Source organism: Georgenia sp. TF02-10, from assembly GCF_022759505.1.
Lineage (GTDB): Bacteria > Actinomycetota > Actinomycetes > Actinomycetales > Actinomycetaceae > TF02-10.
In genome coordinates this window covers 3,618,438-3,630,910 of the sequence record NZ_CP094289.1, presented here as the reverse complement: position 1 = coordinate 3,630,910, position 12,473 = coordinate 3,618,438, and the positions used below count along the sequence as shown (strand labels likewise).

Genomic DNA, 12,473 nt, shown 5'->3' with positions numbered 1-12,473 from the left:
GTGAGCGTCCCCAACGGCAGCGGCCCGGGCCGGCCCGGTCGGCTCGGCGTCGGCGTCGTGGGCGCCGGCCGGGTCGGTGCCGTGCTGGCCAGCGCCCTGCGGTCCGCCGGCCACGCCGTCGTCGGTGCCACCGCCGTCTCCGAGGAGAGCCGCGAGCGGGTGGCCACGCTGCTGCCCGCGGTGCCGGTGCTCGGCGTGGAGGAGGTCCTCGAGCGGGCCGAGCTCGTCCTGCTCACCGTGCCCGACGACGCGCTGCCCGAGCTGGTCGCCGGCCTGGCCCGGCTGGGCCGCTGGCAGGCGGGCCAGCTAGTCGTGCACACCTCCGGCCGGTACGGCACCGACGTGCTCGCGCCCGCCCGCGGCGCCGGCGCCATCCCGCTCGCGGTGCACCCGGCCATGACCTTCACCGGCACCTCGCTGGACCTGAGCCGGCTGACCGGCTGCCCGTTCGCCGTCACCGCGCCGGCCCCGGTGCTGCCCATCGCCCAGGCCCTGGTCGTCGAGATCGGCGGCGAGCCGGTCGTCCTGCCCGAGGCCGCCCGGCCGGTCTACCACGCGGCCCTGGCGCACGGCGCCAACCACCTGGTCACCCTGGTCACCCAGGCGGAGCGGGCGCTGGCGAGCGCCGGGGTCGAGCGCCCCGGGGAGTACCTCACGCCGCTGCTCACCGCCGCGCTCGACGGGGCCCTGCGCAACGGGGAGGCCCAGCTCACCGGGCCGGTGGTCCGCGGCGACGTCGGCACCGTCCGCGCCCACCTCGACGCCCTCGCCGACCGCGGCGAGGAGCTGGCCGACGTGCTCGCCACCTACCGTCACCTCGCCCGGGCCACCACCCGACGCGCGCTGGCCCGCGGCCGGCTCGGGCAGCCCGCGGCCGCCGCGCTGCTCGACGCCCTGGCCGCGCCCGCCGTCGACGGCGTCCCGGCAGGTGACGGCGATCCGACCGTTGGTGCCGTCGCCGCTGCGCCCGCCACCCGCGCCACCACCACCTCTGCCGACCCCGTCGCGGCCACCGACACCGACATCGACGGCGACCGCGCCGCCGCCGCCCCTGCCACCTCTGCCGTCGGGGCTCCCGGAGCCGACGCCGACGGCGCCCACCGGGCGGCTGCCGACCGCGCGGCCGCCGCCCACGCCGCCCGCGCCACCCCCGCCGTCGGCCGTCCCCGCCCGCCCACCGGGCCCGCCCCCACCGACCCCGTGCTCACCCGCACCCGCGCCGAGCTGCGCGCCGCGCTGGCCGGGCTGCCCGGGACGCGGGCCCTGGTGATGACGATGGGCGCCCTGCACGAGGGGCACCTCGCCCTGGTCGCCGAGGCACGCGCGCGGGCCGAGCACGTCGTCGTCTCCATCTACGTCAACCCGCTGCAGTTCGGCCCGGGGGAGGACCTCGCCGCCTACCCGCGCGACCTCGAGGGCGACCTCGCCCTGCTCGCCGGGGCCGGCGTCGACGTCGTGTTCGCCCCCACCGACGCCGAGGCCTACCCCACCGAGCCGCTGGTGCGGATCGACCCCGGCCCGGTGGCGCAGCTGCTCGAGGGCCGCACCCGGCCCGGCCACTTCGCCGGGGTGCTGCAGATCGTCGCCAAGGTCCTCGCGCTGGTCCGGCCGGACGTGGCGGTCTTCGGGCAGAAGGACGCCCAGCAGCTGGCCCTCGTCCGCACGCTGGTCCGCGACCTCGACCTCGGCGTGGAGATCGTCGCGGTGCCCATCCGCCGCGAGCCGGACGGGCTGGCGATGTCCAGCCGGAACGCCTACCTCTCGCCCACCGAGCGGGTCCGCGCCCTGGCCCTGTCCCGGGCGCTCGCAGCCGGCCGGGACGCCGCCGGCGACGGCCCGACGGCGGCCCTGGCCGCCGCCCGGGAGGTCCTGGACGCGGCCGAGGGCGTGACGGTGGACTACCTCGCGCTGGTGGACCCCGACACGTTCCTGCCGCTCCCCGACGGCGCCACCGGCGCGGGCCTGCTCGCCGTCGCCGCCCGCGTGGGCCCGACCCGCCTGATCGACAACATGACCGTCCAACTCGGAGGCCAGCCCGGATGACCGACCCCACCACGCCCCGGTCGCTGCTGCGGCCGATGATGATCGCCAAGATCCACCGCGCCACCATCACCGGCGCGGACCTGCACTACGTCGGCTCCATCACCGTCGACGCCGACCTCCTCGACGCCGCGGACCTCCTCCCGGGCCAGCAGGTCGACGTCGTCGACGTCACCAACGGCGCCCGGCTGACCACCTACGTCCTGCCCGGGGAGCGGGGCACCGGCATCCTGGTCATCAACGGCGCCGCCGCGCACCACGTCCGCACCGGCGACCTGGTCATCGTCATCGCCTACGGGCAGATGTCCGACGACGACGCCCGGTCCTACACCCCGCACGTCGTCTTCGTCGACGGCGCCAACCGCATCCTCGACATCGGCGACGAGCCCGGCCAGGTGCCCGACGTCGACGCCGGCGAGGCCCGCCATGTCGAGCCGAGCGGGGTCAGCATCCACAGCTACCGCGAGGAGCTGCCGGCGGCGCGGAAGCCGGACTTCGACATCTGACCGGGCGGCGGCGCGCCGGGGCGCCGGGGTCAGCCGAGCCCGGGCCGGCGCCGTGAGGCAGCCGTGCATCCTGTGTAGTCGTTGAAGCGCTTTCCCGCGCCAGGGAAAGCGCTTCAACGACTACACAGGATGCGGGTCGCCCTACGGCAGTGATCCTGCGTGCCTCGTCGAACTCGTCGCCGAGCCCGGACTCGGTGGTCTCGAGGTCACGTCCGCAGGCCCCCCACGAGCGCACGAGCCTGGGCACGCGTCTGCTCGAACGTGCTCCGGTTGACCTCACCGGTCAAGATGTCATCGACACGGGTGCCGACCTCGTCACGCCAGGCGGCGTCGATCTCCGGCTGTGATGCCTTGTCCTCCCAGTGGAGGCTGGCGAGGAGGCGGTGCGCGACGACGGCGCGCTCGTCCGGGTCGAGCTCGAGTCCTGCCCGGTACACGTCGGCAGCCTTCCGTGCCATGGCTTGAGCCTAGGGCGGCGCGCCGAGACCGAACAGGGGAGCGGCAGCGCTCCATGGACGAGGGTCAGTGCGATGAAGGACCGGCACGGAATGACCGGGCACCGGCCGGGGGCTGGCCCGCCGAGCCGTGCAGGCGCGGCGGATACCCTGGACCGGTGGAAAAGACCACCGTTGAGCACGACCCTGCCGCCGGGACCGACCAGTCCGGCACCAGGGCCGACCAGCCCGCCGTCGGCGCGGACCAGCCCGCCGCCGGGACCGACCAGGCCGCCGTCGCCGGGACCGGCCAGGCCGCCGTCGAGCCGGGTGGCGCGGACGTGCCCGAGCAGGTCCAGGTGCGGGCGGCGAAGCGGCAGCGGCTGCTCGACGCCGGGACCGACCCCTACCCGGTCACCCTCCCGATCACCACGACCATCGCGGACGTGCGCGCCCGGCACGGCGACCTCCCGCCCGGCGCCGAGACGGACGACGTCGTCGGGGTCGCCGGCCGGGTGATGTACCTGCGCAACACCGGCAAGCTCTGCTTCGCCACCCTGCAGGACGGCGCCGGCAACCGGCTGCAGGCCATGCTCTCCCGCAGCGAGGTCGGCGAGGACTCCCTGGCCGCGTTCAAGGCCGACGTCGACCTCGGCGACCACCTCTTCGTCCACGGCCGGGTCATCGCCTCCCGGCGCGGGGAGCTCAGTGTCATGGCCGACTCCTGGCGGCTCGCCGCCAAGGCCCTGCGCCCGCTGCCGAAGACCTACGAGAACGAGGCCGGGGAGCAGGTGGCGCTGTCCGAGGAGGGCCGGGTCCGCCGTCGGCACCTGGACCTGATCATGCGCCAGGACGCCCGGGACATGGTGCGCACCCGTTCGGCGGTGGTGCGGTCCCTGCGCCGCACCCTGGACGAGCGCGGCTTTCTCGAGATCGAGACGCCGATGCTGCAGACCCAGCCCGGCGGCGCGGCGGCCCGGCCCTTCGTCACGCACATGAACGCCTACGACGTCGACCTGTACCTGCGGATCGCGCCCGAGCTCTTCCTCAAGCGGGCCGTCGTCGGCGGGATCGAGAAGGTCTTCGAGATCAATCGCAACTTCCGCAACGAGGGCGCCGACTCCACCCACTCGCCCGAGTTCGCGATGCTGGAGGCCTACGAGGCCTACGGCTCCTACGACACGATGGCCGAGCTCACCACCACCCTCGTCCAGCAGGCCGCCCGGGACGCGTTCGGCTCGACCACCGTCACCCTCGACGACGGCACCCAGTACGACCTCGGCGGGAAGTGGGCGCAGATCAGCCTGTACGGCTCGCTGTCCGAGGCGCTGGGGGAGGAGGTCACCCCGCGCACGCCGACGGCGGCCCTGACCGCCCACGCGGAGCGGCTCGGCGTGGAGGTCGCCCCGCACGCCACCCCCGGCAAGCTCGTCGAGGCGCTCTGGGAGCACCTGGTCGGCGAGCACCTGTACGCCCCGACGTTCGTCCGGGACTTCCCGGTGGACACCTCCCCGCTCACCCGGGCGCACCGGTCGATCGAGGGCGTGGTGGAGAAGTGGGACCTGTACGTGCGCGGCTTCGAGCTCGCCACCGCCTACTCCGAGCTGGTCGACCCCGTCGTCCAGCGGGAGCGGTTCGAGGCCCAGGCCCTCGCCGCCGCGGCCGGGGACCCCGAGGCGATGGTCCTCGACGAGGACTTCCTGGAGGCCATGGAGCAGGGAATGCCGCCGGCCGGCGGGATGGGCATGGGCATCGACCGGCTCCTGATGGCCCTGACCGGGCTGGGTATCCGGGAGACGATCACCTTCCCGCTGGTCAAGCGGCGCTGAGGGTCTCCGGCCGACGGCGGCCGCGTCAGTCGGCCGCCCGGGCGCTGGGCGGCCGCCGCGTGCCTGACGCCGCCGCGCGCCTAACGCGGCCGGCTGTCTGACGCCGCCGGGTACCCGTTCGGCGGCCGCGTCCTCAGCGGGACCGGAGCAGCAGCTCCATGATGCCCCGCTCGGCCTCCTCCACCCCGACCTTGCGGGTGCCCTTGGCCGTCAGGTCGGCGACCATCGCCGGCTCGTTGCGGTACAGGTTCAGCCCGCGCCGCAGCAGGGTCAGTGGCGGCTTGCGGGCCTCGCCCAGGTCGCGGGCGAGCCGGAGGAAGAAGGACTGGGCGCGCGGCCGGCAGATGCACAGCGCATCGGCCAGGATGTCCTCCTCCCGGCACGCCTGGACGATCTCGGCGGCGAAGATGCCCTCGGCGACGAAGATGGGGAAGCCGTCCAGCGACAGGTGGGTGGTGCCGGTGCGCCGGTTGGTGGGGATGTCGTAGACCGGCAGGTCGGCCTCGCCGGTGGTGCTCAGCGCCACCAGCGCGGCCATCGCGCCGGCCCGGTCCCAGGACCGCGGGGAGTCCCAGTCCACGATCCCGTATCGGCGCGGGAGGTCGGGGTGGTCGCCGTCGAAGTAGAAGTCGTCGAGGGACACCGTCGGCAGGCCCAGCCGGCGGGTCAGGGCGGTCTTGCCGGACCCGGAGGGGCCCGTGACGAGGACGACCCGGGCCCGCGGGCGCCGCGCGCCGGACGGGAGGTCGAACAGCCCGTCCTGGGGTGCCGGGTCGGGCGGCTCGGGGGGTTGGTCCGGCGGCGCCGCAACGGGCTCGGCGGGGAGGCTCGGCGCGGCGTCGGCCTGGTCGGACCCGGTCCGGCCCTGGGTCATGCACGTCCCTCCGATCCTCGGGCGCCGCGGCGGAGCCCAGGGGAAAGGATAGGCCGGCGGGCGCGGGAGGGCGCCGGCCCACGACGCCGGCCCACGCCGCCGGCGCGCGGCCGCTGCCGCCCGTCGGTGGTGTGCCTGCCGGCCAGCCCTCGGCCCGCTGGCACACGCCTGGCCCGGAGCCGCCGGGTCAGCCGCCGTACGGCAGCACCGGCCGCCCTGGCACCTCGGCCCGCAGCCGGAAGACCGCCCCGGCCTCCGGCTCGGGGTCGTCGAGGTTCTCCCGGGACGTGGTGACGTACAGGTCGCGGCCGTCCGCCCCGCCGAGGGTGCAGGCGGTGACGAGCCGGACCGGCAGCTGGACCTCGCGGAGGATCTCCGCCGACGGGGAGTACAGCCGCACCCGCCCCACCCGGTTCAGCGCCACCCAGACGTTCCCCGCCGAGTCCACCACCAGCCCGTCCGGCCGGCCGCCGTCGCCATCGTGGAACACCCGCCGGTTGGTGAGCTCGCCGCCGACGATGTCGAAGACGTCCGTCGCGCCCGTGTGCGTGTCGTTGTAGTAGGTGCGGGTGCCGTCGGGGGAGAAGTCGAGGCCGTTGGAGGTGGTGACCGCGTCGAGGATCACCGAGATCTCCCGCTGCGGGGTGATGCGGTAGAGGAACGCGGCCTCGGGGGTGCGCTCGTAGTGCATGGAGCCGGCGTAGAGGTTGCCCTGGTGGTCGCAGCCGCCCTCGTTCATCCGCAGGCCCGGGTCGGTCCACAGCTCGACGACGGTGCTCGGCGGGGCGTCGACGTCGTCGGCCAGGCCGATGCCGCGCTCGACCCCGACGACGTACCCGCCCCGGGTGCGGGGACGCACGAAGGCGGCGACGTCCCCGACGTGGAGGCGGCTGACCGACCCGTCTGCGCGGAGGGTCAGCAGGTCCCCGGCGAGCATGTCCACCCAGCGCAGCCCGCCCCAGGTCTCCGACCACACCGGTCCCTCGCCGTGGTAGCACAGCGCGTCGGTGATCTGCTCGATGTCGTCCATGCCGCCAGTCTGCCCGGTCCCGGCCCGGCGGCCGCGCAGGCGCGCTCCCGACGGCGGCCGCGCAGCCCGCGTACGCCGGCAGCCCCGCGCAGACGCCGACGGCGTGCACCCAAACCGGGTGCACGCCGTCGGCGGGTCGCAGCAGCGGGTCGTCCTAGCGGACGTCCTCGTCGACCCAGTCGAAGGTCTTCGTCACGGCCTTCTTCCACAGCCGGTAGGTGCGCTCGCGCTCCTCGGCGTCCAGCTGCGGCTCCCACCGCTTGTCCTCGGCCCAGTTGTCGATGACGTCCTGCTCCCCGGACCAGTAGCCCACGGCGATGCCGGCGGCGTAGGCCGCGCCGAGCGCCGTCGTCTCGGCCACCTGCGGCCGGACCACCGGCACGCCGAGGATGTCCGCCTGGAACTGCATGAGCAGCTCGTTGGCGACCATCCCGCCGTCGACCTTCAGCTCGGTCAGCTCCACCCCGGAGTCGGCGTTCATCGCGTCGTTGACCTCGCGGGTCTGGAAGGCGGTGGCCTCCAGCACGGCGCGGGCGATGTGCCCCTTGTTGACGTAGCGGGTCAGGCCCACCAGCGCGCCGCGGGCGTCGGCGCGCCAGTACGGGGCGAACAGGCCGGAGAACGCCGGGACGAAGTAGGCGCCGCCGTTGTCCTCGACGGTCCGGGCCAGGTCCTCGATCTGCGGGGCCGTTGAGATGATGCCCAGGTTGTCCCGCAGCCACTGCACCAGGGAGCCGGTGACCGCGATCGAGCCCTCGAGGGCGTAGACGGCGTCGGCGTCGCCGATCTTGTACGCGACGGTGGTGAGCAGGCCGTTCTCGGACTGGACCGCCTCGGTGCCGGTGTTCAGGAGCATGAAGTTGCCGGTGCCGTAGGTGTTCTTGGCCGTGCCGACCTCGAAGCAGGCCTGTCCGAAGGTGGCGGCCTGCTGGTCCCCGAGGATGCCGGCCAGCGGCACCCCGGGCACCAGGCCGCCGGCGCGGCCCTCGCCGTAGACCTCGGAGGAGGAGCGGATCTCGGGCAGCATGGACATCGGGATGCCCATGTCGGCGGCGATGTCCTCGTTCCAGGTGAGGGTGTCCAGGTTCATCAGCATGGTGCGCGAGGCGTTGGTGACGTCGGTGACGTGCACCCCGCCGTCGGTCCCGCCGGTCATGTTCCACAGCACCCAGGAGTCGGTGTTGCCGAAGAGCAGGTCGCCGGCCTCGGCCCGCTCGCGCGCGCCGTCGACGTTGTCCAGGATCCACTTGACCTTCGGCCCGGAGAAGTAGGTGGCCAGCGGCAGCCCGACCTTCGCCTTGTACTTGTCCTGGCCCTCGGTCCCGCCGAGCTCCTCGACGATCCGCTGGGTGCGGGTGTCCTGCCAGACGATGGCGTTGTAGACCGGCTCGCCGGTGGTCTTGTCCCACACCACGGTGGTCTCGCGCTGGTTGGTAATGCCCACGGCCGCGATGTCCCGGTGCGTCATGTTCGCCCGGGTCAGCGCCAGCCCGACCACCTCCCGGACGTTCCGCCAGATCTCCCGGGCGTCGTGCTCGACCCAGCCGGCCCGGGGGAAGATCTGCTCGTGCTCGAGCTGGCCGGTCTCCACGATCCGCCCGGAGTGGTCGAAGATGATCGCCCGCGAGCTCGTCGTGCCCTGGTCGATGGCGAGGACGTACTTCTGCTGCTCAGCCATGGTGTTCCTTTCACATCGTTGTGGCCGGTGTGTCGGCCGGGGTGTTGGTGGGCCGGGGGCGGCCGGGTGGGGCGCCGCCCGACCGTCCGGCCGGCGCCCCCGGGGCCGTCAGACGTAGATCTGGGCGAGGAGGCCGGCGAGCACGCCGCCGACGAGGGGGCCGGCGATCGGCACCCAGGAGTAGGCCCAGTCGCTGCTGCCCTTGCCCGGGATGGGCAGGACGGCGTGCGCCAGGCGCGGGCCGAGGTCACGGGCCGGGTTGATGGCGTACCCGGTGGGGCCACCGAGGCTGGCGCCGATACCGACGACGAGCAGGGCGACGGCGAGCGGGCCGAGCCCCGACGGGGTCTGGCCGAAGAGGATGACGATGAAGACCAGGACGAAGGTGGCGATGACCTCGGTGGCGAAGTTCAGGCCGTAGCTGCGCACCTCCGGGCCGGTGGAGAACACCCCGAGCTTGGTGGCCGCCGGGGCCTCCTCGTCGAAGTGCTTCTTGTAGGCGATCCAGGCCAGCACCGCGCCGACGAACGCCCCGACGAGCTGGGCGATCAGGTAGATCAGCACGTTGCCGAAGGTGGCCGGGATGGCCGCCAGGGTGTCCGTCGCGGGCCGCAGGTCCGACCCGTTGGCCCACAGGCCGACGGTCACCGCGGGGTTGATGTGGGCGCCGGTGTCGTAGGCGGCGAAGACGCCGGCGAAGACGGCAAGTCCCCACCCGAAGTTGACCATCAGCCAGCCGCCGCCGAACCCCTTGGTGCGCGGCAGGATGTTGTTGGCGACCACGCCGGCACCGAGCAGGATCAGCATCGCGGTGCCGCCGGCCTCGTGCAGGAAGATCTGCATCGCAGAGAGTTGTTCCACTGTGAGCTCGCTTTCTCTATCTGGCGCGTCCTCGTGCCAGTCGTGCGCCGGGTGGCGCGTGGAGGGGGATAGCGCCGGTCGGGGGCATCATGCCGCGACCGGGGCCTGTCGGCAGGGATCTTTCCGGTTTGCCGGGGTGTCGCGGGCCAGGTCGCCGGGCCGGGCCGCGGCCGGTGCGGACGGCGGCGGCCGGGGTCGCGGCCGGGGCCGGTGCGGACGACGGCGGCCGGGTAGCGGCCGCCGTCGCCGGGTGGGCGGCCGGTCCCGGCCGGGCCGGGTCCTCAGGTGGCCAGCGGCTCCAGGGGCACGAGGTCCTCGGCCCGCCGGCGGGCCGCCGCTGCCGCCGCGTCGGTGGTCTCTGCCAGGGCGGCCGCCTCGGCCTCGGCCCGGGAGGTGTACGCCTCGGTCTCCCGCCGCGTCGTCGCCTCGTCCCAGCCCAGCAGCGGGCCGGCGATCGCGGCGATCTCGGGCAGCGCGGCCAGCCCGCGGTCCTTCGCCTCGAAGAACAGGCGGATCCGGCGGAGCAGGATGTCCTCCAGGTGCAGCGCGCCCTCGTGGCTGACCGCCATGGCGACCTCGGCGCCCAGGTACGTGGGCGCGGCGGCGAGCGGACGGCCCAGCGCGGGGTCGCCGTCGACCAGGGCCAGCAGCGCGGGCAGGTCCGAGCCGTACCGGTCCAGCAGGTGCCGCATCCGGGCCATGTCCCACCCGTACTTCTTCGCGATCCGGGGGGCCTGGCGGGTGGCCGCGGCCAGGCCCGGCGCCCCGACCAGCGGGGTGTCCGGGGTGACCGAGGGGGTCTGCCGGGCCCGGTCCTTGCCCAGGGCGTGGTCGACGGCGTGCTCGGCCATCAGCCGGTAGGAGGTGAGCTTGCCGCCGGAGATGACGGTCAGCCCGGGCACCGGGTCGACGACGGTGTGGTCGCGGGAGACCTTGGTGGAGGCGGCGCTGCCGTCCTTGGTGCCCGGCTGGAGCAGCGGGCGCAGCCCGGCGTAGACGCCGATGATGTCCTCCCGGGCGAGGTTCGAGCGCAGGACGGCGTTGGCGTGGTCGAGGAGGTAGTCCACGTCCTCGGCTGTGGCGACGGGGTTGAGCCGGTCCTGCTCCCAGGGGGTGTCCGTGGTGCCGATGATCCAGTACTCCGGCCACGGGATGATGAACAGGACGGACTTCTCGGTGCGCAAAAAGATCCCGGTGGAGCCCTTGATGCGGTCCTTGGGCACCACGATGTGGATGCCCTTGGAGGCCAGCACCCGCAGCCCGCCCTCGGTCCCGCCCAGGGCCTCGGTCTGCTCGGTCCACACCCCGGTGGCGTTGATGACGTGCCGGGCCTTGATCCGGTGGCGCTGGCGGGTCTCCAGGTCGACCACCTCGGCCCCGACGACCCGGCCGGTGGTGTCCTTGGTCAGGTCCACCAGCTCGGTGCGGGAGGCGGCCAGCGCGCCGTAGGACTGGGCGGTGCGCACCAGGGTCATCACCAGGCGGGCGTCGTCGACCCGGGCGTCGTAGAACCGGATGCCGCCGACCAGGGCGTCCTCGCGGATGTCCGGGAAGAGCCGCAGCGCGCCGCGGCGGGTGTAGTGCCGCTGCAGCGGGACCGCGGCCCCCTTCATGCCGACGACGCCCATCACGTCGTACATCCCGACCCCGACGGCGCTGTAGGCCCGCTCGATGACCGGCATCTTGAGCGGCCACAGGAACGGCTGGGCCTTGACCAGGTGCGGGGCGGTCTTGGTCAGCAGCAGCCCGCGCTCGCGCAGCCCCTCGGCGACCAGGCTGAAGTCCAGGTTCAGCAAGTAGCGCAGCCCGCCGTGCACCAGCTTGCTGGACCAGGAGGAGGTCCCGGCGGCCCAGTCCTGCATCTCCACGATTCCGGTGCGCAGGCCGCGGGTGACGGCGTCCAGCACGATCCCGGCGCCGGTGACCCCGCCGCCCACGACCAGGACGTCCAGCCCCTCCTCGTCGGACATCGCCGCCAGGGCCTCGTCTCGGCTCTGCCTCGTCAACGCTGATGACGCCACGTCCGCTCCTCTGCTCGCTGCTCGGCGGTGAGCCCGGTGCCCGTCGGCGCCCGTCGGCCGCCCCGCCCTCGGACCATCGTGAGCCGGTCGCACGATCCGCACAATTAGGATGCACAGATGTGCAGCGGCGGGAGGGGTGGATGACCGGGCGTGAGGACGCGGTGTACCAGGCGGCGTCGATGTACTACCTGCAGGACGAGACGATGGAGGTCATCGCCCGCCGGATGGGCACCTCCCGCTCGACCGTCTCCCGGATGCTCAAGGACGCCCGGGACTCCGGCCTGGTCCGGGTCACCCTGACCGGCGCCGGCAACGGGGTCAGCCCGCTGGCCCGCCAGCTCGGGCAGCGGTTCGGGGTGCGGGCGCACGTGGTGCCGGTGCGCGGCGGCATCACCGAGGTCCAGCGCCTGGACCAGGTGGCCCGGGTGGCCGGGCGGCTCATCTCGGAGTGGGTGCAGCCCGGCTCGGTGCTGGGCCTGGCCTGGGGGACGACCCTGTCCGCGGTGGTGGGCCACCTGGTGCCCAAGCACGCGCCGGGCAGCGAGGTGGTCCAGCTCAACGGCGCGGCCAACCCGGTCACCTCGGGGATCCCGCACGCCGGGTCGATCATCACCGCGGCCGCGCAGAACTTCGACGCCGCGGTGCACCACTTCCCCGTCCCGGCGTTCTTCGACTACGCGGCCACCAAGCGGGCGATGTGGCGGGAGCGGTCCATCCAGCGGGTGCTCGCCGTCCAGGCCCGGGCCGACGTCGTCGCCTTCGGGGTGGGCGCCTTCGACGGCGCGCTGGCCTCGCACGTCTACGCCGCGGGCTACATGTCCCAGGGCGACATGGACCAGCTCCGCCTGGAGGGGGTGGTGGGGGACGTGTGCACGGTGCTGCTCCGCGAGGACGGCTCCTACGCCGACATCGAGCTCAACGAGCGGGCAACCGGGCCCACGCCGGCCGAGCTCGCCCGGGTGGCCCGGCGGGTGTGCGTGGTGGCCGGCGCGGCGAAGGTTCCGCCGCTGCTCGGGGCGCTGCGGGCGCGGGCGGTGACCGACCTGGTGATCGACGAGGCCACCGCCCGGGCGGCGCTGGACCGGGCGCACGCCCGCGGCGCCGGTGCGGCAGGATCGGCGCGTGAGCGGTGACGGGCGGCACGGACGGGTGAGCGCCGGACCGCGGCAGGGCCGGCCGGCGGAGGCCGGGCCGGTGGAG

At 74.4% G+C, this 12,473-nt stretch carries 10 protein-coding genes; 4 read left to right on the top strand and 6 right to left on the bottom strand.

Annotated features, from left to right (window positions below; translation table 11 throughout):
- A complete protein-coding gene (gene panC, locus MF406_RS19175; RefSeq protein WP_371744533.1) occupies nt 1-2,043 on the top strand; it encodes a pantoate--beta-alanine ligase in 2,043 nt (680 codons plus the stop codon).
- Entirely contained in the window at nt 2,040-2,546 is a 507-nt protein-coding gene (gene panD / locus MF406_RS16545) for an aspartate 1-decarboxylase (protein WP_242895709.1), read from the top strand. The genes panC and panD overlap by 4 nt, the downstream gene beginning before the upstream one ends.
- A gap of 206 nt (nt 2,547-2,752) precedes the next feature.
- On the opposite strand, the gene MF406_RS16540 is transcribed toward panD, so the two are convergent.
- The gene (locus MF406_RS16540; protein ID WP_242895708.1) at nt 2,753-3,004 is read right to left on the bottom strand and encodes an addiction module protein; all 252 of its coding nucleotides are present in this window, start codon (nt 3,002-3,004) and stop codon (nt 2,753-2,755) included.
- 317 nt (nt 3,005-3,321) lie between these two features.
- On the opposite strand from MF406_RS16540, the gene lysS reads away from it, so the two are divergent.
- On the top strand, nt 3,322-4,809 hold the full coding sequence (gene lysS, locus MF406_RS16535; protein ID WP_242897852.1) for a lysine--tRNA ligase: 1,488 nt from the start codon (nt 3,322-3,324) through the stop codon (nt 4,807-4,809).
- A gap of 133 nt (nt 4,810-4,942) precedes the next feature.
- On the opposite strand, the gene MF406_RS16530 is transcribed toward lysS, so the two are convergent.
- The 5 genes from MF406_RS16530 to MF406_RS16510 all read right to left on the bottom strand — a co-directional run bounded on the left by MF406_RS16530 (nt 4,943) and on the right by MF406_RS16510 (nt 11,222).
- On the bottom strand, nt 4,943-5,683 hold the full coding sequence (locus tag MF406_RS16530) for a uridine kinase (protein WP_242895707.1): 741 nt from the start codon (nt 5,681-5,683) through the stop codon (nt 4,943-4,945).
- Between the two features lie 187 nt (nt 5,684-5,870).
- Complete coding sequence (locus MF406_RS16525) at nt 5,871-6,713, bottom strand: SMP-30/gluconolactonase/LRE family protein (RefSeq protein ID WP_242895706.1); 843 nt, start codon at nt 6,711-6,713, stop codon at nt 5,871-5,873.
- A 154-nt stretch (nt 6,714-6,867) separates the two neighbouring features.
- A complete protein-coding gene (gene glpK, locus MF406_RS16520) occupies nt 6,868-8,391 on the bottom strand; it encodes a glycerol kinase GlpK (protein ID WP_242895705.1) in 1,524 nt (507 codons plus the stop codon).
- A 108-nt stretch (nt 8,392-8,499) separates the two neighbouring features.
- Nucleotides 8,500-9,234 carry an MIP/aquaporin family protein gene (locus MF406_RS16515; RefSeq protein WP_242897851.1) on the bottom strand — a complete coding sequence of 245 codons (735 nt, stop codon included), beginning with the start codon at nt 9,232-9,234 and terminating at the stop codon, nt 8,500-8,502.
- A 299-nt stretch (nt 9,235-9,533) separates the two neighbouring features.
- On the bottom strand, nt 9,534-11,222 hold the full coding sequence (locus tag MF406_RS16510; protein ID WP_242897850.1) for a glycerol-3-phosphate dehydrogenase/oxidase: 1,689 nt from the start codon (nt 11,220-11,222) through the stop codon (nt 9,534-9,536).
- A gap of 191 nt (nt 11,223-11,413) precedes the next feature.
- On the opposite strand from MF406_RS16510, the gene MF406_RS16505 reads away from it, so the two are divergent.
- Complete coding sequence (locus MF406_RS16505) at nt 11,414-12,406, top strand: sugar-binding transcriptional regulator (RefSeq protein ID WP_242895704.1); 993 nt, start codon at nt 11,414-11,416, stop codon at nt 12,404-12,406.
- The last annotated feature ends 67 nt before the right edge of the window (nt 12,407-12,473 follow it).